The sequence below is a fragment of the Bacillus sp. LB7 genome, from assembly GCF_030449715.1.
GTDB lineage: Bacteria > Bacillota > Bacilli > Bacillales > Bacillaceae > Bacillus > Bacillus paralicheniformis.
This window is the reverse complement of sequence record NZ_JASGCA010000001.1, coordinates 409,632-431,894: the sequence shown is the minus strand read 5'-3', so window position 1 is coordinate 431,894 and position 22,263 is coordinate 409,632. Positions and strand designations below refer to the sequence as shown.

General features: G+C 43.8%; 19 protein-coding genes. 6 read left to right on the top strand and 13 right to left on the bottom strand.

The annotated features are described in order from the left end of the window. Window positions 1-13: 13 nt before the first annotated feature. Window positions 14-1,321 (bottom strand): C40 family peptidase, encoded by a 1,308-nt coding sequence (locus tag QMZ64_RS02190; RefSeq protein ID WP_265626779.1) that lies wholly within the window; start codon window positions 1,319-1,321, stop codon window positions 14-16. A 1,133-nt stretch (window positions 1,322-2,454) separates the two neighbouring features. Between QMZ64_RS02190 and QMZ64_RS02185 the strand changes: the two genes are divergently transcribed. Beyond that, complete coding sequence (locus tag QMZ64_RS02185) at window positions 2,455-3,813, top strand: MATE family efflux transporter (protein WP_265626778.1); 1,359 nt, start codon at window positions 2,455-2,457, stop codon at window positions 3,811-3,813. A 42-nt stretch (window positions 3,814-3,855) separates the two neighbouring features. On the opposite strand, the gene bshB2 is transcribed toward QMZ64_RS02185, so the two are convergent. From bshB2 to rarD, 4 genes are all read right to left on the bottom strand, one after another. After that, window positions 3,856-4,521: a bacillithiol biosynthesis deacetylase BshB2 gene (bshB2, locus tag QMZ64_RS02180; RefSeq protein WP_243940897.1), complete on the bottom strand. Its 666-nt coding sequence runs from the start codon at window positions 4,519-4,521 to the stop codon at window positions 3,856-3,858. A gap of 16 nt (window positions 4,522-4,537) precedes the next feature. Further along, window positions 4,538-4,888, bottom strand: coding sequence for a YojF family protein (locus tag QMZ64_RS02175; protein ID WP_020451827.1), 351 nt, complete (start codon window positions 4,886-4,888; stop codon window positions 4,538-4,540). A gap of 1 nt (window position 4,889) precedes the next feature. After that, on the bottom strand, window positions 4,890-5,165 hold the full coding sequence (locus tag QMZ64_RS02170) for a hypothetical protein (RefSeq protein WP_243940899.1): 276 nt from the start codon (window positions 5,163-5,165) through the stop codon (window positions 4,890-4,892). Between the two features lie 74 nt (window positions 5,166-5,239). Further along, a complete protein-coding gene (rarD, locus tag QMZ64_RS02165; RefSeq protein WP_265626777.1) occupies window positions 5,240-6,172 on the bottom strand; it encodes an EamA family transporter RarD in 933 nt (310 codons plus the stop codon). An 81-nt stretch (window positions 6,173-6,253) separates the two neighbouring features. Between rarD and QMZ64_RS02160 the strand changes: the two genes are divergently transcribed. Next, window positions 6,254-6,706, top strand: coding sequence for a spore gernimation protein GerT (locus QMZ64_RS02160; RefSeq protein WP_065643852.1), 453 nt, complete (start codon window positions 6,254-6,256; stop codon window positions 6,704-6,706). 229 nt (window positions 6,707-6,935) lie between these two features. Then, window positions 6,936-7,634, top strand: a complete 699-nt coding sequence (gene exlX, locus QMZ64_RS02155) for an expansin ExlX (RefSeq protein WP_243940903.1) — start codon at window positions 6,936-6,938, stop codon at window positions 7,632-7,634. A 112-nt stretch (window positions 7,635-7,746) separates the two neighbouring features. Here the strand turns inward: exlX and QMZ64_RS02150 are convergent, their stop codons facing one another. The 3 genes from QMZ64_RS02150 to yodB form a co-directional block, all read right to left on the bottom strand. After that, window positions 7,747-8,025, bottom strand: a complete 279-nt coding sequence (locus QMZ64_RS02150) for a hypothetical protein (protein WP_065643850.1) — start codon at window positions 8,023-8,025, stop codon at window positions 7,747-7,749. A gap of 65 nt (window positions 8,026-8,090) precedes the next feature. Beyond that, a complete protein-coding gene (locus QMZ64_RS02145) occupies window positions 8,091-8,837 on the bottom strand; it encodes an SDR family oxidoreductase (protein ID WP_265626776.1) in 747 nt (248 codons plus the stop codon). Window positions 8,838-8,842: 5 nt separating this feature from the next. Beyond that, window positions 8,843-9,163, bottom strand: a complete 321-nt coding sequence (gene yodB / locus QMZ64_RS02140) for a transcriptional regulator YodB (protein ID WP_265626775.1) — start codon at window positions 9,161-9,163, stop codon at window positions 8,843-8,845. Between the two features lie 134 nt (window positions 9,164-9,297). On the opposite strand from yodB, the gene QMZ64_RS02135 reads away from it, so the two are divergent. Then, window positions 9,298-9,918, top strand: a complete 621-nt coding sequence (locus QMZ64_RS02135; RefSeq protein ID WP_065643847.1) for a nitroreductase family protein — start codon at window positions 9,298-9,300, stop codon at window positions 9,916-9,918. Between the two features lie 44 nt (window positions 9,919-9,962). Here QMZ64_RS02135 and QMZ64_RS02130 read toward each other — a convergent pair whose 3' ends face one another. Then, window positions 9,963-10,568, bottom strand: a complete 606-nt coding sequence (locus tag QMZ64_RS02130; RefSeq protein WP_265626774.1) for an alpha/beta hydrolase — start codon at window positions 10,566-10,568, stop codon at window positions 9,963-9,965. Between the two features lie 318 nt (window positions 10,569-10,886). On the opposite strand from QMZ64_RS02130, the gene QMZ64_RS02125 reads away from it, so the two are divergent. Both QMZ64_RS02125 and QMZ64_RS02120 read left to right on the top strand, forming a co-directional pair. Continuing rightward, window positions 10,887-11,090 carry a DUF3311 domain-containing protein gene (locus QMZ64_RS02125; RefSeq protein ID WP_020451835.1) on the top strand — a complete coding sequence of 68 codons (204 nt, stop codon included), beginning with the start codon at window positions 10,887-10,889 and terminating at the stop codon, window positions 11,088-11,090. Further along, the gene (locus tag QMZ64_RS02120; RefSeq protein WP_243940911.1) at window positions 11,090-12,571 is read left to right on the top strand and encodes a sodium:solute symporter family protein; all 1,482 of its coding nucleotides are present in this window, start codon (window positions 11,090-11,092) and stop codon (window positions 12,569-12,571) included. The genes QMZ64_RS02125 and QMZ64_RS02120 overlap by 1 nt, the downstream gene beginning before the upstream one ends. A gap of 173 nt (window positions 12,572-12,744) precedes the next feature. Here the strand turns inward: QMZ64_RS02120 and hisC are convergent, their stop codons facing one another. The 4 genes from hisC to QMZ64_RS02100 form a co-directional block, all read right to left on the bottom strand. Beyond that, on the bottom strand, window positions 12,745-13,839 hold the full coding sequence (hisC, locus tag QMZ64_RS02115) for a histidinol-phosphate transaminase (protein WP_265626773.1): 1,095 nt from the start codon (window positions 13,837-13,839) through the stop codon (window positions 12,745-12,747). Window positions 13,840-13,862: 23 nt separating this feature from the next. After that, window positions 13,863-16,124, bottom strand: a complete 2,262-nt coding sequence (locus QMZ64_RS02110; protein ID WP_301441120.1) for a penicillin acylase family protein — start codon at window positions 16,122-16,124, stop codon at window positions 13,863-13,865. Window positions 16,125-16,378: 254 nt separating this feature from the next. Continuing rightward, window positions 16,379-20,734: an amino acid adenylation domain-containing protein gene (locus QMZ64_RS02105; protein ID WP_367618583.1), complete on the bottom strand. Its 4,356-nt coding sequence runs from the start codon at window positions 20,732-20,734 to the stop codon at window positions 16,379-16,381. 71 nt (window positions 20,735-20,805) lie between these two features. After that, the gene (locus QMZ64_RS02100) at window positions 20,806-22,260 is read right to left on the bottom strand and encodes a condensation domain-containing protein (RefSeq protein WP_265626772.1); all 1,455 of its coding nucleotides are present in this window, start codon (window positions 22,258-22,260) and stop codon (window positions 20,806-20,808) included. Window positions 22,261-22,263 lie beyond the last annotated feature (3 nt).

The following is a 22,263-nucleotide window of genomic DNA, read 5'->3' as shown; positions in this document are numbered from 1 at the left end:
TAAAATGGCTTTTTTAAAATGAATACCGTTTTGCGCCGAGATAGCGCTGTTTCCAGTAGGAATTGTTCATGTCGCTGACAGAGACGCCTGAATCGTTTGCATTAATAAATTTGTTGTTTCCTAAGTAAATCCCAACATGTGAAGGACCTTCTTTATATGTTGAGAAGAAAACGAAATCTCCTCTTGAAGGCTGGCTGACTGGCGACATGATGTTCCAGTATCCGGCTGCGCTCAGCCTTGAGACAGATGTAACTTTGTTCAACGTGTAATAGATGAATCCGCTGCAGTCAAAGCCGGAAGGGTTGTTGCCTCCCCATCTGTAAGGCACGCCGATATGCTTTTCTGCTTCCGCAATCATCCGTTCGACCTTTGCACTTGTCGAAGTGCCGGTTGAAACTGAAGAGTTCGGCGAGCTGGAAGATGGGCTGCCAGATGAGCCGGAAGTCGATGCACCGGAAATTTTAAGCTTCTGGCCGACTTGCAAAACATCTGTTTTTAATTGATTAGCCTCTCTGATGCTCTGTACCGTCACCTTCATCGAATTTGCAATTTTCCACAGAGAATCGCCTGGTTTAACCGTGTAAGTGGTCGTTTTTGAACTGCTGCTTGTGTTCGTTTTACTTGATGAAGAACTTGAAGACGAACCAGAAGATGGTTTGCTTCCGCTGGAAACCGTTCCTTTCACTTTAAGAACCTGGTTCGGGTAGATCGTGTCCGACTTCAAGTTGTTCAGCGTTTTGATTTCGGCGACTGTCATATTCAAATTATTTGCAATTTTCCATAAAGAGTCGCCCAATTTGACTTTGTATGTGCTGCTTGAACTGCTTGCACTTTGCGAACTTGAGGATGAGCTGGATGATTTCGAACTGGAACTCGAGCCGGAGCTGGAACCGGTGCTTTTCGCGCTTCCTTTAATGACCAGCTTTTGTCCCGGGTAAATCATATCGCTGCTCAGCCCGTTTAAGTTTTTGATCTCTTTTACGGTTGTTTTGTAGTCTTTGGCAATCAGCCACAAGGAATCTCCTAATTTTACCGTGTAAGTTGACTTGGCAGTGCTTGAGCTGGAACTTGCGGATTTTGTCTGTGAGCTGCTTTTTGACTTGCCGTCCGGTACTTTTAAAGTTTGTCCAACATAAATAACTGTAGATGAAAGATTGTTGGCTGATTGAAGTGCCGAAACACTGGTATTGTACTCAGCTGAAAGCTTCCACAGTGAGTCTCCGCTTTTCACCTTGATGGTTTGGGCTTCTACCGGTGATGCCGCCAATGAAGTTCCAACTACCGCAGAGGCCGCCAAACCTACTGCTATCTTCTTCTTCATAACCTCTTAACCTCCCGTTTCATTTTCGTTCTCTCTATGTATGCCATTACATTTGCTATTGCTTAAGACTTTATCCGGCCGATCAGACAGGTGATCTGATCACCATATGTATGACCTTTGGCCGAAAGCCCCCTTTTATATTCTTAAGCAAAAAATGCAATTCACGATTTGTATCGGTCTATTTTATATTTTTTTAATAGTCTTTTTGTTTTTTTACAAATTTCTCATTAAAAATACAGACTGATAGACATATTGACAAAAATCAATACTTTTTTCGCGCGCTCGAGATGTCGGATGCTTTTTTTGGCAAAGGTTTGCGTTTCAATTTTTCGGAAATACGATGATCAGTTGTTTTAAAATCAGAGGTTCATGGTGAAAAACAGCGAGAAGGAGTTAACTGGATATGCTGCATGTGCCGAAACAGCCCGAATAGACGCCGTAACATGCGGATTTCCGTACCGTTTTACAGCCGCTTTCTTTTTCTCTCGGATCAAACGGTCAACAGATGGACAAGCCAGCGTTCAAGTTGAGGATGTAAAAACCGTGTATTCATATTCATTTGTTTACCGGAAATCGCCGATCAATCCTCATCTATTGCCTAATCGAAAAGCAAAGATCAGGATCACTCATACATTTCTACATTTCAGCACAAATTCCTCCAAGAAACCATAAATTGACTATATCATACATTTTTTTTGCCAACATCCGGAATTGGGAGTATCTTTTATTTAGATCGAACGGCGTTTTACTATTTCATTTATAGATTCTTTTTCCCTATCTTAATATAACGATAAATATAAAAACAAAACTTAATACTCATTCATTTTTGTATATCAATAGTCTTAATAGACTATTAGAAAACAGATGAAAAAGCTTCTGATTTATTACCGCCGCTTTCATGCATGTTTCCATCTTTATGGCGCATTTTAAGACATGGAGGTGAATCTTCTTGGCCATTCAAAAAATATGTCAATATTTATGTACGTGTTTAGGAATCCTTTCTCTTTCCTTTATTTATGTGCAAATGTTTAAAAAAACAAAACAGACGAAAAAAGATTGAACAGACATTTATTGCATTTTATACATAACGTGTTATAATTTCTCTCGTTATCCAAAAGAAACGGGGAACTGATATGAGGGAAACAAAGGATTTGCGGGAGAAAACAAGACAGTTTTTAACGATTTTGATTCCGATTTTGGTTACGCAAGCGGGACTGTCGCTCATTACGGTTCTCGACACAGTGATGTCAGGCAAAGTCAGTGCCGCAGACCTCGCCGGCGTCGCAATCGGCTCGAGTTTGTGGACCCCCGTTTATACAGGGCTTGCCGGCATTTTGACGGCTGTAACACCGATGGTCGCCCAGCTGATGGGGGCCAAGCGGCAAAAGGCTGTCCCTTATACTGTTATTCAATCGGTTTATGTGGCCGGGATCATCAGCATTGCTGTCATCGTTTCCGGATACTTACTGATTGATCCGGTGCTTGAGAACCTCGATCTTGAGCAGAAGGTAGCGGTCATCGCAAAGCAATATTTAATCTGCATCGGGCTCGGCATATTGCCGCTGTTTGTTTACAATGTGATGCGCTGCTTTATTGATTCACTCGGAAAAACGCGGGTGACGATGCTGATTACGCTCTGTTCTCTGCCCATTAATTTTGTTTTGAATTATTTGTTCATTTTCGGGAACTTCGGCTTTCCAAAGCTTGGAGGAGCAGGAGCCGGTATGGCTTCCGCCATCACATATTGGTGCATTTGTCTGATCTCTTTATACATCGTCCACAAAAAAACGCCGTTTCACCAGTTTAGGATTTTTGGAACTTTCTATTCATTTTCTTTTGCTGAAAGTATGAAACTGCTGAAGATCGGGATTCCGATCGGTTTCGCCATCTTCTTTGAGACGAGTATATTCGCAGCTGTCACTTTGCTGATGAGCCATTTTGACACGGTCACGATCGCTTCCCATCAGGCGGCAATGAATTTCGCTTCGCTTCTTTACATGCTTCCATTGAGCGTATCGATGACGCTGACAATTGTCGTCGGCTTTGAGGCCGGAGCAAAACGGTTTAAAGACTCAAGAACCTACAGCTATCTCGGCATTTCAATAGCGGTCGGTTTTTCATTATTCACCGCACTCATCATTTTACTGTTCAGAGAGCAAATCGCCGGTTTGTACGCGGCTGACCGGGATGTGCTGCTTCTGACAAAGGACTTCTTGCTGTATGCGTTGTTTTTTCAGCTGTCAGATGCCATCGCCGCGCCGATTCAAGGAGCGCTCAGAGGATATAAAGATGTCAACTACACGCTTGTTACCGCTCTCGTCTCGTATTGGATTATCGGGCTTCCGGTCGGTTTTGTGATCGGAACGTATACTTCATTCGGAGCTTTCGGGTACTGGATCGGACTGATTACGGGGCTCGCAGCCGGTGCAGTCGGGCTGTTCTTCAGGCTCAAACGCATTCAAAACCGCTATATTCACACTCAAAGCGTATAAAAAGGTGCCGGGCTCATATGCCCGACACCTTTTTTGACCATTTTAATCATTCCATTGATAGGTCCAAAATGTTTCTTTTTCAAACCATGTCTCAACAACCGGCTCGCCATTGGCGAGTTTTTGCTCTATTTCTTTCATAAAGCCGCCTGTTTGAGATTTATGCGCTTTGAGCGCGTTCATTTTAATATCTGCGGCTTCTTTAATATCAAGAACGACGTCAGGCTTGCCAAGAACCTCTTCCCTGTGGTGGGTGATGGCCATACATAAGACGCGCGGCCGGTCTTCTTTCTTTTTCCGCGATAATGCCCTGATGACCGCGGCACCGCACGCATCATGGTCAGGATGAACGCCGTGTCCCGGATAAAACGTCACGACAAGGCTCGGGTTTACATCATCGATGACAGCCTCTATTCGATCGGCCAGTTTTTCTTCATCCTCGAATTCGAGCGTTTTGTCGCGGTATCCGAGCATGCGCAAGTCCTGTACATCCATTTCCTTGCAGGCGTCGATCAGCTCTTGCTTTCTGAGCAGCGGAAGGGTTTCCCTGTTGGCAAAAAGCGGGTCTCCCATATTTCTTCCCATCTCGCCCAGCGTCAGGCACGCGTATGTGACAGGTATATCTTCTTTTCGGTTTAAGGCGATCAAGCCGGCGACTCCGAAAGATTCATCGTCAGGATGCGGCAAGATCACGAGTAAATGTTTTTTCATCTATAACACCTTCTTTTTAGACTGCAAATGGCTTTTTGCTGATTTGAAGCGAAATGGCAAGTTTGCCGCCCGGCAAATAGCCGGCGAGAAGCAATCTCCCTTCATCATCAACCGTATAATCCGTCAGGCCTTCGGCGTAGATCCAGCCGTCTTCGATTTTCAAACCGGCGCGAAATGGCCCCTCGCCCGTGATTTTTGCCCGGGAGCAGGTCACCTTCGCGTTTCTGATATACGCCACCACGGTCATGTTCTGCTCATCTTTATGCGCGGAATACGATCCGGTTGTCGTCTCCAAATGAATGTAAACAGGCTGGTTTAAAAATGTTTCCAAAGAAGCCTGCACATCTTCTTTTATTATTGCTTTCATGTTACTCCCTGCTTTCTTCGTTTGTTAATAACTCCAATCGTTCCGTATGCCATTCAATCAGCTTGAGCTTCATATCTGGTTCCAATTGTGAATTCACAATGCGCCGGATTGATTGATAGTATTTTTCGTGCTTCGTCTTTCTGAGCCTTGGATGGGTACGGAGGTCGTTCAACTCATCATCAATCGCCCGATGAAGCGCCTGTCTGTCTTCTCCGTCTATCGTCCGGTTTTTCCAAAGGGTTTTATACGCCCGCAAAAGCTCTAATTCGTCTGCCATGACGGAATAACCTCCGAATTGCTTCAATAATGTTTAATTATACATAAACAGGGCTTATTGAAAAGAAAAAGGGCTTACGGATGAAAGGAATTTTTTCTTTTTAAAAATACTTTCACCGGTTTCTTCCATTGAAATTGCGAAAGTGTAAACAAAATCAGCGCCGCCCATATGCAGGTAAATGTAAAGACCTTACTGCTGCTGAACGGTTCATGATAGACGAAAACGCCTAAGCATAATGTAATGGTCGGAGCGATATATTGCAAAATGCCGACTTGATAAAGCGGAAGTTTTTTCGCACCTTCCGCAAATAAAAGCAGCGGAATCGCGGTCAACACTCCTGCCAAAAACAGCAGCACCATCATGCCGATGCTCCCTGAAGCGGCTTGAGCCTTTTCCGGATGGCTGAAGAACAGCAGGTAGATCGCTGCAACCGGAGCGATCATCATCGTTTCCAGGGTAAGCCCTATGGCGCTTGAGAGCGATGTCCGCTTTTTCGCCAGTCCGTAGAGCCCGAAGCTGAATGCAAGTATCAGGGCGATGTACGGCACGGAACCGTACTGGAAAGCGGAAATAAGCACCCCGAAAGCAGCGAGAAGAACTGCCGCTCCCTGCATCCGTGTCAGCTTTTCCTTTAAAAAGACAATTCCGAGCACGATCGATACGAGCGGATTGATGTAGTAGCCCAGGCTCGCTTCAAGAATATAGCCGTTGCTGACAGCCCATATGTAGACATACCAATTGATCGAAATCAGAACGGACGACAAAATGAGCGGTACAAATTCCTTTCGGTTTCCCGAAAGCGCGCGAAATGCTTTGACTCCGTTTTTCCACTGCCGCAAAACGAGAAGCACGCCGCACATGAAAACAAATGACCAGATAATCCGGTGCGCCAGTATATCGAGTGCAGCCGTCTGATCAAGTACTTTCCAATATAAAGGAAGGAGCCCCCACAGCAAATAAGAAAGCGCTGTGTAAATGATTCCTTTCGTTTGAGATGAATGATTCATGTCTGTTTCTTTCCTTTCTTCTCATCACTTTCCGCACTTTTTTGCATATACTGTACCGTCTATGTGAAAGGAAGTGTGATCGTGTTTGATTGGCAACGCTTTTTTCCATTTCAGCAGTTTTCTAAGGACGGATTAAAAAACGCTGACCCGAAAGATGTGGAGCAATATATCCACCACATGATGAAAAGCGTTTTCGGACCGGGGTATGCAGTTCAATTTCCTTTTCGTGACCCTCTCTCAAAAGAAACACCGGCGGCAGATGAATCTGATCCGATTGATATTTTTGAAACGACAAGCCATGTATTTGTTAAAGTACCGCTCACCAAAGAACAGCTTAACCTTCTGAAAATTAAACATACTTCACAAACCCTGATCATAGAAAACTACCCTGAAAAAGGGCGGCAGGAAAAAGTCGTTCTCCCCTCTCTAGTACGCAGAAAGGGTACGAAAGCAATATTTAAAGACGGCATTTTGGAAGTGATGTTCTTAAAAAATGAGGACTTTAACCTGTCTGAAATCGACATCACGTTTTGAAAACGGCCAGCTTGGAGAAGCAGGCTGTTTTTTTTTCTTCCTGTACCATCTTAACACTAGTCCTCATGGATGATCATCTCATTTGCCTGACATTTGGCTGTGCCTTTACATTTCGACATCGCTAGTCATTATTCCTTAAAAAGTCCCTGTAACTATTTCCTCTTTCGGCTGCTGTCAGTTAGTCCTTATAATGATAATGGTTCTCAATTTATAAAACAGGAGGATGAATATGAAAAAGAAAATTAGCCTATTGATAACAGCGATGTTTTTGACGATCCTTTGTTTTTCACCTCAAGCTTCTGCAGCATACAACTCACTGCATAAGGGCTACGCCACTTATACGGGGTCAGGTTACTCCGGCGGTGCATTGCTTTTGGATCCGATTCCGTCCAATATGAAGATCACCGCTTTAAATCCGACAGATATGAATTACCGCGGAGTGAAAGCAGCTCTTGCCGGCGCCTATCTGCGGGTTGAAGGGCCGAAAGGAAAAACGACCGTCTATGTGACCGATCTGTATCCTGAAGGCGCGCCGGGAGCTCTTGACCTTTCACCGAACGCTTTTCGCGAGATCGGCGATATGAAAGACGGCAAAATCAACATTAAATGGCGTGTAGTCAAAGCGCCGATTACCGGCAATTTCACTTACCGGATCAAAGAAGGCAGCAGCCAGTGGTGGGCGGCGATCCAAGTCAGAAATCACAAATATCCCGTCATGAAAATGGAATATTACAAAGGCGGAAAGTGGATCAATATGGAGAAAACGGACTACAACCATTTCGTCAGCACCAATCTCGGGACAAGTCCGCTTAAAGTCAGAATTACAGATATACGAGGAAAAGTCGTAAAAGACACGATCAAAAAACTGCCGGAAAACGGGACGTCAAGCGCATATACCGTACCTGGAAAAGTACAGTTTCCTGACTGATCGATCCGGAAAGAATGAGACGGCGGCCAAAGGCGAAAAGATTCGCAAGCTTTGGCCGCCGCTTCATATTGGACATCCGGCATTTAGATGCCAGCAACAATCGGCTTATTGATCAATAGCCCGGTCCCGCCCCTCTGTATGGAGCTGCGCCCGGAACACCTCCGTACGGAACGGCCCCAGGAGCTGCCCCGTAGCCGTAATAAGGCGCGCCGCCGTAAGGTCCCGGGTATGGCGGCGGGTAAGCGTAAGGCCTTGGGTAGTTAAAAATCGCGCTTCCGAGAAATCCGCCCAGCAAACCGCCGACAAGCGGCGCTCCAAAACCCCAGAATAACGGGAATCTGGCCGGGTATCCGGCAGGACCTGATCTCGAGTAAAGCATATGAGGGTTCATTGGCTTTTATCCTCCTTTATGTCTGCCTATAGTAAAGGTATTCATAAAGTCGGGAAACGTTTGGGCTATTCTTCATAAATCATTTTTTTTGTCATTCCGCCGTCCACAGTCACGTTTGTACCGGTGACAAAGCGATTGTCCGGATCGGTCAAATAAAAGCATGCTTTGACGATATCCTGAGGGCGGCCGACCCTGTTTGACAAATGCTGCCCGTGGTCAATAGGCCGCAGGGCAGTATCATCCTCGGTTTCGATCCATCCCGGGGAAATGCTGTTGACGACGATCGAATCTTTGCTTAAAGACGCGGCCAATGCGTGAGTCAAAGCGATTAAGCCCCCTTTTGACGCGGCATAGGCTTCCGAGTCCGGCTCGGACATAAACGCCCTTGTCGAAGCGATATTAACGATGGCTCCGCCTGTTTTCGCTTCTTTCATTTGTTTGGCGGCTTCTCTTGCGCAAAGAAACGCGCCTTTCAAATTGGTATTCAGAACATCGTCCCATTCTTGCGCCGTCAAGTCATAAGGGGACTTCCAAACTGATCTGCCCGCGTTATTAATGAGCGCCGATATCAAACGGCCGTTTCGGGAAGCTTCCTGCATCAGCCGTTTCACATCTTCTTCAGATCCTACATCACAAACCGCAAACTGAACGCGCGCTCCGGAAGCGGTCAGCCCTTTTTCAAGCTGTTCACCCTCTTCTTTCAGTACATCGGCAAATACGACGATAAAACCTTTTTGAGCATAGGCGGCCACCAGGTCTCTCCCGATGCCTTTGGCCCCGCCTGTAATGACGACTGTTTCTTTACTAGTCAATCCGGTCAGCTCCCTTCCGGATGGCAATGATGTTCAGCCCAGGTTTGTATCTCTTTGAGGACAGGCTTCAGGGCCGTTCCCTTGTCTGTCAATTGATAGATGACTTTTACCGGCGTTTCCGGCAGCACTTGGCGCTCGATTATTTTGCAGTGTTCGAGCTCTTTTAAACGTTCAGCCAGCATTTTTTGGCTAATCATCGGTATCATTTCGGTCAAGTCTTTAAACCGTTTAGGCCCATCCAATAATACATGGATAATCAATCCATTCCATCGTTTGCCGAGTAAAGAAAAGGCGGCTTCCATTCTAGGACACATTGTAAACCCCAATTCTCTCACCCCTCCATATCCAGTTGACAAATATAATGTGTGCTATTAAAATACTCATTAAAGTTACAAAAAGTAAGTTTCTAACTTTTTGTCTGACTCTATCATAACATGTTTAGCCCAAAGGAGGAAGTCACATGTCTTCACAAGAAAACACTGCTCTCAACATTCTGGAAGAGCGTACTTCGATTAAAGAATATGACACAAGCGTTTCCATTTCTAAAGAGGAGCTGACAAAGCTGCTGAGCGTCACAACAAAGGCTCCGTCAGCCTGGAATCTGCAGCACTGGCATTTTACAGTCTTCCACAGTCAGGAATCAAAAGATAAGCTCCTTCCGATCGCGTTCAACCAAAAACAAGTCAGCCAGGCATCTGCGGTTGTAGCTGTGCTTGGAGACTTACAAGCGAACCTGAACGGTGAAGCCGTATACGGCCCTCTGACAGAGGCAGGTTATATGACCGAAGACATTAAAAACACGCTGCTCGGACAAATCAACGGAGCTTATCAAAACAGCGGATTTGCAAGAGACGCCGCCTTTACAAACGCATCGCTCGCGGCCATGCAGCTGATGATCGCGGCTAAAGCAATGGGCTATGACACATGCGCGATGGGCGGCTTTGACAAGCAAGCGTTCGTGAAAGAATTCAACATTGATGAACGCTATGTACCGGTCATGCTGATTTCGATCGGAAAACCGGTCAAACCTGCACACAAAAGCAATCGTTTTGATGTGTCTGACGTATCTACATGGCTGTAAACATGCTAAAAACCTTAGTCCCCAAAAAGGACTAAGGTTTATTTTTATGCTTTTATATGCTTTTCATACCAGACTTTCGCCTGGTCGATTTCGCTGTGTGTCAGCTGATGGCCGCCGCTTTCCCAGTGAAGGAGTACTTGGGCGCCGGCGTTTGTGAAGTAGCCGGCAAGCTCGCTTGATTCTTGCGGCGGACAGAGGGGGTCTGTTTTGCCTGCTCCGATGAACACGGGCAGGCCTGTCATATCAGGGAGCTTGCGATTTCTAAACGGAACCATCGGATGATGCAAAATCGCCCCTTTCAGTACACGTTCATGACGGAACAGGAGACTTCCCGCGATATTGGCGCCGTTTGAATAGCCGATTGCGACCACCCGGCTCCTGTCAAAGTGAAATTCATTTGCGGCTTCATCTAAAAACGTTTTTAATTCATCCGTCCGGTCGATCAAATCTTTCTCGTCAAATACCCCTTCTCTCAAGCGCCTGAAAAACCGGGGCATTCCGTTTTCCAGCACATTTCCCCTGACCCCGAGCAAATTTGCATCGGAATCAATCATCCTGCCGATCGGCAGAAGATCGTGTTCGTTTCCCCCTGTTCCATGCAATAACAAAAGGGTCGTATCAGAATTCCCTTTCTCATATATATGATTCATTTCCTTTCACTCCTCTTCCCATTTTGTTTCCGCGATGTCATTGCAACAGTCTTTCCAGCTGTTCATCAATCAAAAGCCCCTGTTCGCCCGTCTCTTTCCCATTCATTTACTCAGGAGTCTCCTGTATGGTGATCCCCTTCATTCTGTTTTATCTCGAATTCAAGATATTAGTTATTGTAAAGTTATACTTTCGAATATGCAAGCCAGAACGCCTGTTTAAATAATTTAAAAAATCACTTTTTTCTAATAATTATCTTGTGATTAAATCTGACAACTGCTATGATTATGAACATTAAAATCGCTAAAGGAGGAAAAAAGGTGAATCAACAGCTTTTTAAATGGGTTCTGTTCATCATCCCTTTTATCGGGCAGCTTGCCTTGCTGCCATTTGTAAACCGGATTGATCCGATCGTTTTCGGACTTCCATTTTTTCATTTTTGGCTGGTGCTGTGGATTGTGCTGACACCGATGATCACATTTGCGATTTACAGATTTGAGAAAAGAAACGGAGGTTATGAGTGATGCAGGGAAATTTAACAGCGCTCCTCATCACCGCCGGCATTATTTTGACCGTAGTCTGTATCGGGTTTATCGCCGGCAGCAATAAGCAGTCGCGGAAATCGGTTGAAGAGTGGTCCGTTGGCGGAAGACGGTTCGGAGGGCTGCTCGTCTGGTTTCTTGTGGGTGCCGACTTGTATACGGCTTACACGTTTTTAGGATTGACAAGCACCGCTTTTACAAGCGGAAGCGTCGCTTTTTTCGCGATTCCTTATTCGGTTTTGGCCTATTTCATCGCCTACTTTTTTCTGCCGAAGATTTGGAAGGTTGCGAAAGTGCACCAGCTCACAACGCTGGCTGATTACGCAAGGGAACGCTTCAGCAGCAAGCTCCTGTCTTCGCTTGTTGCGATTGTCGGCGTCTTAATGCTGATCCCGTATATCTGCCTGCAGCTCAGCGGAATTCAGGATACGCTTCAAGTCGCGGGTACAGGGTTTATTAACGTCAATGTCGTCGTCATCATTTCGTTCGTCCTTGTCGCGCTTTATACGTTTTTCAGCGGCATCAAAGGTCCTACATATACCGCCATTATTAAAGACATTTTAGTTTGGGTGATGATGCTGTTTATGGTCGTTTCGCTACCGCTCATCCATTTTAACGGCTGGACGCCGATGATTGACAAGCTGGCAAATGAAGCGCCGCATATGCTGACAATCCCTTCTGACGGACCTCGCGGAATCGCCTGGTTCATCACGGCATCGATCGTTTCCGCGTTGGCTCTGTTCATGTGGGCCCATGCGGCGACAGGCGTTTTCACGGCGAACAGCGCGGATGCACTCAGAAAGAACAGTATGTTTCTGCCGCTGTACAATATTGTATTGATTTTAGTCATTTTCTTAGGCTTTATTGCATTTCTCGTACTTCCTGATGACATTAATCCGAGATTTGCCTTGCTGTACTTAATTCAAAGTTCCTACGGCGGCGTCACGCAAGGATTCGCCTATTCAACGATTGCCCTGGCAAGTCTGATCCCGTGTTCGATTATGGCGATTGGGGCGTCCAACCTGTTCGCTAACAATTTATACCGCGATTTGATCAACCCCCGCGTTTCCGGACAAAGACTGACGATCATCACCCGCTCGATGGTATTCGTCGTCATCGGCCTGGCCCTTTTATTCGGAATGCTGTTCCCGGCAGCGCTTGTAACGCTTCAGCTTCTCGGTGTATCAGGCATGGTGCAGATATTCCCTGCCATCGTCATCAGCCTGTTCTGGAAAAACCAGACGAAGGAAGCGACGATCATCGGTCTTCTCGTCGGCCTTGCCGTTACATTTACCGTTTATTTAACAGGAGCCACTTTCGGCATTTACGAAGGCTTCTGGGGCCTTGCCGCCAACCTTTTGACTGTTGTCTTGTTGAATCCGTTCTTTGTGAAAAATGTAAAACACAATTCTGTGATCAACTATTTGTTCCATGCTAAGAAGGATGTGCAAAAAAGCGCTTGAGTGCCGTTCATCCCCATAGGGTTATGCCTGAAAAGCACTTGTCGCCAATGCAGTGAAAGTATTATCTGTATGGCAAACCAAAAAGAAACCACTGCGCCAGTGGTTTCTTTTTGGTGCATCTGTGCAGTTCAGACCAACTTTTTATGGTTAAAAGTACAATCATTCAAATCGATTTAGCATTTGTCAATTAATTGGCCGATGGCTTCTGTAAACATCTCATTCATATCCTTTGTCCCTATCGTAACACGAAGCCCTCCTTTTAATTGAAACAATTTATCTGTCGACCTAACCATGATTCCTTTCTTTAATAACTCTGACTCAAAAAAGCTGCTGTAGTCACCACAGTTGATCAAAACAAAATTCGCGCTGCTTTTGAGTGTCTTGATCCCGATTTTTTCGCATGCTTGTTCTATTTCTTCACGCCCTTGCTCTACAACTTTAATGCTCTTTTGTAAATGGTTCTGGTCATTTAAAGCAGCAATTGCTGCCGCTTTACTAAGGGAACCAACCATGATAGGTTCTCTGCATCGATTGATCCATGAAATAAATGAAGGGTCCATCATGCCGTAGCCCACCCTTAATCCGGCGAGGCCGAAAGCTTTTGAAAAAGTTCTCAATACAATCAATTGATGCCCCTCTTTTAAAAGAACATCCGCTCCTTCCTGTTGAGTGTATTCATAGTAAGCTTCATCAACAATTAACAGACATGTCGGCGGCAACCGTTTCATCAGTCCACGGATTTGATCATTAGAAAATCTTAAACCTGTTGGGTTATTGGGATTACACAACAGCACAACTTTAGCGTGCTCTGCTTCTTTCACAATTGCAGGAAAGTCCGGCTGCATATTATCTAATAGAGGAACTGGAACCGGAATCCCTCCGCTGATTTTTATCACTTGATGATAGGCAGCATACGACGGCCACGGGAAAACCACTTTTTCATTCAAATAGAGAAAAGTTTCCAATATTACTCTGAGAAGACCTGATATCCCGGCCTCAACAACAAGATGACTCTCGGGAAATCCAGTGTAGCCTGCTATATGTGATATCAGGTTGGAATTGCTTCCGTCGGGATAGTAGCGAACATCATTTAACGCTTTTATGATTGCTTCATAAACTTTGGGAGACGGACCTATTGGATTTTCGTTCGCCCCCATTCTTACCAGTTGATCGATGTTTAATTCTTCCATGAGCGTTTCAGCAGGTTTAAAAGGAGAGCTTGTAGGCAAGTCCTCCAATGTTGATTTGACAGTTAAGCGGGTTTTCACACTACTCTCCCCCTTCTTAATTCCTATGCAGGATCTTTTTTTACGAAGCGTATGACGAATTGCGATTCAGTCTGTTTAAAAGAAAAATATTGACCTTTTCTCCATTTTTGATGATGATCATCATAATGGACTGACAGCGGGTGACCGGACTGTCCTCCCGGCATTGCTATGACGCCCTCTTCTTCCATGCTTGGCGAGAATACAAACCTTTCGGAAACACCGAAGCCTGACCAAGACACCTGAATACAATGAGGACATCCGTCTAACGGCTCGTGTTTCATATTTAATATTTTCCAGGTACCTTGATAAATCAATGACAACGGGTGAATAATAAACGCTCTATTCACATCTCCCCACTTTATGGAATGCAAAGATACTTTTCTCGTCTGCCTTTTAAGCTCATGTACACACTCTAAAAGTTTATCTCTAAAATAAGAATCCCAACTGTTGAACGTTCCAGGAATCAATTCCGTGATCTGTGAGTCTAAAATCCTCCTTAACGGCAATTCAAAGTTCATCCACGAAAATTGGAATGCGGGGTCAATCCGGCGGCACTCAGCTAAAAGCAAACCTAAGATTTCCTCTGACAGTTTCTGATGGAACAAGAACAGCAACGGAAATCCCTTGCTTCTTTTATGTGCAGTACCATCCCAAAGATTCAAGTATTTCCTGACCGCGGAAAGCTTGCGATTCGGCTTTTTTTCCAACAAACGATTTATCGCATCTAGCGATATTTTCCGGTAACATTCATAAAACTCGCTGGTGGTGTCCAGTTGCATGTCATGCATAAAGTCTTCCGAAAACTTGTTGCCCCTGGCCAAAAGGTCTTTTATACGCTTAGCACGGTAGCCGCCAAAAAAGTTAAAGCCGAGCTGATAGGGATACTCGCTTCCTATCGTTCGATTATTAGCAGTGACTAAAAACCCTTCTTCCGGATTGCACACACTAGGCAGATTGTACGGTGGAATAAAACCCGACCATCCTTTTGTTCCGTCCGCCCATTTTTCAGCTTTTATTCCTTCAAATCCGTAACGGTTAGGAAACTTTCCCGTTACTGTCCATGCAATGTCCCCCTTGCTGTCAGCGAGCATAACATTTAAAGGCGGACCTCCCCAGTTGTTCATTAATTCGACCGTTTCAGAGATCGACTCAGTTGTATCCATCTTTATTAAATTAAAATCAACACCTTCTGGAGAAAGGGCCGCCCACTTCAAAGCGACCTCATTCCCTAAGAGTTTCGAACCGCAAACAGGTCCCCAACATGTCAGGCGGACTTTATCAGTCACACTTCCGCCGCCTTTTATTTTGATCGTTTCTTCCACCACTTCAAAATCCGCCCATCCTTCAGGTGTTTTATATTGATTTGGATTTGCCGGGTTCTCTTCAATATAAACGAGATCAAGATTGTCCCCGCACATCCTCGTAAACCCCCATCCGACTTTTCCATTGGAACCGGCAACCATCATGGGAACGCCTGGCAGAAAAATTCCGTTTAGATCTGCCTGTCCATACTTTAAACCCGCTCGATACCAAACGTTGGGCATTCCGAGTTCAAGATGCATGTCACTAGCCAGCATGGCGCAGCCATTAGCCGTTTTTTTCCCCGACACTGCCCAATGATTGGAACCGATTGGCGGGTTAAACGATTTTACAAGACGGCTTATATTTGTGACATTTTTTTTATTTTTTTTTGCAATTTCAATTAGCGATTTAAAAGCATTTACATGTGAAGATCTTCTTGGCTTATCCCCTCCAACAAGAGTAGATTGGTAAACGTCCTCATCGGTCGTAAAGAAGGCGACTGCTTCTTTTGGAAGGGCTTTTTCCATTACCGTAATCATTCTTTTATCACTTCCGTCCGAACACATGCGGCGGAATATTTCCAAGTAAACTAAAATGCTGTCTTTAGGTTCCCATGGTTCAGGCTTGTATTTACACAACCTGAACTCAAATGACAGAGATGAAGTCTCGAGATAATGATTGACCCCCTCAGCAAACTTTTTCAAAGCGCGCTTTTGTTCATTATCCAAATTGTAATAGATCTTTCCCGCCTGGCGATGAAAGCCGATTTCTCTTGACAATCGGTCGTTTTCCAAGTGAAAGCGTCCAAAAATTTCTGACATCCTCCCCGAGGATACTCTTCTAAGCGTATCCATTTGAAACAGCCGGTCCCTTGCCATGATGAATCCTAATACAAGATAAGCGTCCGTTTGTGACGCCGCCTCAATTTGAGGTACACCGTTTTTATCAAATTTAACCTCAACGTCTGTATGCAATAAGGGCATGTCTATTCTTTCGGCAAGAGGTTTCGGCATTTTTGACCTTAGGATCACGATCACATTGGCGAAGCGGTAAATATCTTTTATTCTGAGATATGCGTAAAGAACCATGGCGATGACCACGACCAGCAGCAAAGTTAAAACAGTTTGGTTTTGAGGCATATATCGAACCGCCGCAAAAACGGCTAGCACGGGCATAAATAAGACGCAGATTATCATGAGGATGTTAAAGCCAGTCTGAAGCCTCAATATTTTTCTAATCAAATTGTTTCCTCCTCAAACCGCTCGGCAGTTTGGTTAACAGATGCTTCAAGAAAGGAGACGTATTCATTCGTCAGACTTTCAATTGTTTCTTTTTTAAATCGATCTGCATTAAATTGAAATTGAACATAAAAATTCTCATTTGTCACTGTGGCGCTGCATTCAATATCAAAGCTTGTAGGTACTATATTTTCAGATGGGTCCATAATCTTTGCTTGTTCAATTTTCAGCCTGTCCGTCTCTTCTATTGCCGGTTCGATCTCATAATTAAAGGCTATTTGACAAAGCTCTGAGCGGTCTATCCCTTTTTGGCTTTCCAGGATGTCTGCAACCATTTCAAAAGGTACATCCGAATGAATCTGCGCTTCGATGACATGATGCCTAACATCGTTGACCAGATCAATGAAAGATTGATTGTTTTCAAGTTTTGTTTGAATAACGACATTGTTTGAAAACAGCCCTACTGCTCTGCTCAACTGACTTCTGTGTCTGTTGGCAAACATCGTCCCAATTTGCACAATATTTTCAGGTGCGTAGCGGAAAAGGACTGCTTTCAATGCGCTTAATAAGGTGACAAACATCGAAACGTTATTCCTTTTGTTGAAGGAATGAAGGGCTTTCCTTATGCCACCAAGGTCATATCGGCAAACAGATTGCAAATATGTTCCATTATCAGGTTCAGGAAAATCGTACGGTAAATTCAATCGTGTATGACAAGCCCCCAATTTGCGCAGCCAAAAGTTCAATTGCTCCTGGCATGCATCGGTTTTCAAAAAATTCATTTCCCAAACGGCATAATCAGCATATTGAATGTTTGGCTTCTCGATAGGAACCGGCCTATTTTCTGTATATGCTTTATAGATTTTGGATAAATCTTCAGTTAATATCCCTAATGATACTCCATCACAATTGATGTGATGCAAGACCATGGTTAATAGATAATCATCACTTCCAACTTTGATCAGGCTGCTTTTTAAGACCGGTCCATCATTCTTAAAGTCAAACGGCTTCTCTAAATCTTTCATTACGATTGCACGTATCTTCTCCCTCTTTTCTTTTGGCGGAAGATGGCTTAGATCCCATTCTATTGTTTTATGATGATCATCATGTTCGGAAACCCTTTGATACAATTCGCCATTTACTTCGTAAAAATTAGTTCTCAAAGGTTCATGATAATGAATTAATTCGTCGATACTCGCTTTTAATGCTTCAATGTCTACTTCTCCCTTTAATTGAAGGGGTAGCAGCACTTTTAAGAAAGGAGTATCTCCCAGTTCTCTTTCGAGCATCCATAGATTCTTCTGAGTTAAAGCCGCCGGAATCTTTTCCTGGCGAGCCACCTGTAAAAAGATGGGAACGGCACCTGTTTCAGCCTGCAGTAAGCGTTCTATTTTTTCACCTAGCTCTCTAATTGTTGCACCTTCATACAGAAAACTTAAAGGAACTTCAACTTTAAATGTCTCCCAAATTTGAGCAATAAGTTGTGTTGCCAAGAGGGAATGCCCTCCCAGTTCAAAAAAGCTCTTGTCAACTTCCAACTGCTCCGCATTCAATAAATTTTGATACATAGACAGCAATGTTTCTTCTAATTGATTGCTCGGCAAGCTTCTGCCTTGATAGGTTAATTGATTGGAAGGCCCCGGGTTTGGCAATGCTTTTCGATCGATTTTTCCGCTCGCGGATTTCGGGAGCTCCTCTACACAAATAAATGCTGAAGGGATCATATATTCAGGTAACTTTGTTTGTAAAAAAGCCCTGATATCTTCTAAACCGATGCCTTCATATACGACAAGATATGCTACCAGCTCACCATCCTTGTCGTCATGGCGCAGAAGTTTGACAGCCGCTTCTATGACGGTCGGATGCTGTTCAAGGCATGTCTCTATTTCACCTATTTCGACCCGGAAACCCCGGAGTTTAATCTGATAGTCAAAACGGCCAAGACATTCAAACCTTCCGTCTGAACGCATTCTCCCTCTGTCTCCCGTTTTATAAACAAGCTGGTTGCCGAGACTCTCTGCTGCAACAAATTTCTCTTTAGTGAGCGCTTCTTTGTGCAAATAGCCTTCGGCAAGGCCTTTGCCGCCGATACATATTTCACCCGCAACCCCCACAGCTACAGGCTCTAACTTTTTATTTAAAATGTACACTTCATAGTTGTATGCAGGTTTTCCTATCGTTACCGCTTCGTTTGGTACAACGGTTCCCCCGGTCGCATTGCCGGTTGTCTCTGTAGGTCCGTAAAAATTATTAATCTTTATAGACGGCAGTAATCTCCACGTTCGCTTTACCAAATGCTCGTCCAGTATTTCTCCTCCTAATGTCAGTTCAATAACCGTCATTTTATTGCATAAAGAGCTGTTTTTCTCAAGATAGTCGACTACTTTTTTCCATAGAGTCGGAACACAGTTAATCCCTATATTTTTCCTTTTGCTTATTTCTTTTACGAATATTGGAATATCAAATATTTTTTTCTCAGGGATGATCCATACAGACTTTCCGACGATGAGCGGACCCAGAAATTGCTTCATGCTCATGTCAAAGCTCATTCTTGTGATAAAAGGAAGGTATTCGACCGGATCACACATCAATTGCTTCGCCCAATTCAGATGGTTGGACAGGTTCTGATGACTAACCTTGACACCTTTCGCCTTCCCCGTAGAACCGGAAGTATAGATGATATAAGCCAAATCAGCTTCATCCATTTTTGAGGGGGCGCTGGCCGAAATGGCAAATAAGCGACCGTTGACATGAACCGGGTCTTGAAAATGGTCTGACTTAAACATTGCACGATCCGTGAAATCCTTGGTTGTTAAAACCATTTTCGGCCGGGAATCTGATAGTATATTTTGAATCCGATTTGCTGGATCGTTTGCATCAAGCGGCAAAAAAGCGGCTCCCGCTTTTAATACGCCCAATGCGGAAACGATACTTTCCATCGACTTTTCCATATATATCGCGATCATGTCCCCTGACTCCACGCCCGCATTTGTCAATAAACTCGATAATTGATCAACGTGCTGTTTTAATTCCCAATACGTCATGACGGCTTTACCGTCATCCAAGGCCGTTGAATCAGGAGAAGCGATTGCTTGAAGGTCAAACATCTCATGAACTTTTTTCAGCTCCTGTTGATTAGGGTTTTTACTCCACTCGTTCATGACAAGAGACCGCAGCGATTCCGGTAGTAGACTATTTTCCTGAATGCTTCTGTTTGGATTTATACACACACGCTCACATAATGAGATAAACTGCTCCACTAAAATATGAATGCTTTTTTCAGTATAGACAGCTTCATTGTAGAAAAAGCGGACATAAACATCGCCTTCCTGGCAAATAGCGATGTTCAAATGGAGATCTCGCCTCTCTCCACCGTCATACTGAATGAAAAGACGCGGATTCTCGCCTCCAAGCGTCTCATATGAAAATCCAATTGAATGAGAAAAGCTGTCATGTTCTTGGCGGTAATAGTCTTGCCAATCCAGAACCAGCTTCAGCTCTCGCTTTACATTTTCAATTAATTCAAAAAAAGTTAAATGATCTTCAGCCGGACATTTAAACGGTACCCATCTTCTGAAAAGACCTAAGGTGTCCTGGAGCTCATCAGCAGTGCGACCGTCCACTTCAAGCGAAATTTTCATACGATCTTCCATCAGCAAAACGGAAAACATCCCATAAAAGCATGTAAAAAAAAACAGCGATAGATCAACTTTTTCCTGGCCGCAAAAGGTTTTAATGCTTGTAAGCGTGTGTTGCGGAATGTTTCTTTCGAAAAAGCCACGCTTGAACTTATCAGGTTGCTTGTGATGTGTAAACGGCGATACTTTGGAAACCGTTTGATCATCTTTTAGGTTAAAACTTGCTGGTAAGTTTGCGTTTTCGGCTCTGCAATTTTCATGTTGCCAGCTTGAAAATTCACGATATTGAACGACTTCCTTTCCTGCTTCTTCATCATCGGCATAGACCGCGGAAACGAGGCTGAACAAAAGGTGCAACGTTTTTTTATCTGCCGAAAGATTGGGCAATGTTAAGATGGCGCTAAACTCAGTCTCGGAGAGCTTGACCAAGGTGCAGGAGAGCGGACCGTATTTGGCGTCCTCTTTATCCTTTATTTTTAAATTTTCTAAAACGGATTCTCTTTTATCTCCTTTACCCGAAAGATCAGCTCTTTTTCTAGAAAAATCGCTTTGATTCGTTGGACTTGGAAAGGGATCAAGGGGCTGCAAAATATATGTAGTCCTTAAAATTTCATGCTGGTCTACAACCTTTGTCACTGCGCACCAAAAACGGTCTTCATTTAAGTGATTAAATCGAAATTCACATTGAACAGCATTCATCCCGCAATTTTTGAACATCTGTTCCTGCTGGAAAGATAATAGGTATTCGCTTTGATCTGACGACATGTTTTCACCCTCTTCAAGCATCATTAAGATCTGGTAAATTTCGCCGGCTTATTTACAACGCAACCTTCCATAAGCTTTTTTATATTACTGAGTTTCATGTTGGAATTCCCTGTAGCCAAGATTTTTAAAAGCTTGTTAAAATCCTTGAATATCCTATCGATGTCTGTCTCGTCAAACATCTGTACCTTATAATTAATAAACAGCCTTATGCCCTTCGACGTTTCAGCAAAAGACATTAATATATCAAACCTTGCAGTTGAGGGATAAATTTCAACCCTCTTTATCTCAAGATCTCCGATTTTCAGATTGTCTACAGGAGCATTGTTCATGACAAGCATCGTTTGAAATAAGGGGTTGCCATTTAGCTGTCTTTCGGGACGTATGATCTCTACTACTTTGTAAAATGGAACGGATGCATGCCGGTATGCTTCAATTGCGTTTTTTTGAACCCGATCCAAAATTTCTTTAAATGTTGGATCCCCATCAAGGTTATTTCTTAAAACAATGGTATTCACGAAATAGCCCATCATTTTTTGTGTTTCACATTTATCCCGGTTCGCATAGGGCGTTCCGACACATATATCTATTTGGTCCGTATAAATATGGAGCAGTGTGACGTATGAAGCCATTAAATAATTAAAAAGGGTGCTTCCCGCAATTGCAGCCTGCTGAATGATGCTTTTCGAGAGTTCGGCTGAAATATTTTCAGGCTTCCATTCCCCTTTATTTGTCAAAGATTCTATGTGGTAATTCCCCATTGGAAAAGTCACTTTATGCGGTGCTGGTTTTAATTTTTCTTCCCAAAAATCAAGATCTTTACTGGATTGAAGAACTGAAGTTGCTCTCACATAGTCTGTATATTGGTATTGAACCTCCGTGAGCGAGGACGATGCACCTTTGGAATAACTATTATATAAAGCGCTGAATTCTTTGAAAAAAATATCCAGAGTCCACCCGTCAGAGACGATATGATGAAAATTAATGAGCAGATAATCATGATTTTCATTCAATTTGATGCTGACCGCCCGGATCAACAAATCATTTGTTAAGTCAAATGGCCGGTTGACTTCTTCGTTCAATAATTCATAGCACATGCGTTGTTTTTCTTTCTCGTCTTCATGATTTAAACGGTATATTTTCAATTTGAGCATTCGCTGTCTGTGTATTACTTGATAAGGGATTCCTCCCCTTGAGCGAAATGACGCTCTTAAAATGCTATGTCTGCGAATGATTTCATTTATACAATTTTCTACAATCGTTAAATCGACGCCCCCTTTAATAAAGATCGCAGCCGGATTATTATATGAAGGATCCTTCGGATCAATCTGGTCGGCAATCCACATTTGCTGCTGCTGGCTTGATAGTGGCAACTCAGCTCCGTCGTCAGCAATCTTTTTTTTCTTCATTAAAACCCTAATTAATTCCCTTTTTTCACATGATAAATGGGCGTATTTATATTGTGATTCAAGCGAATCCAAAGC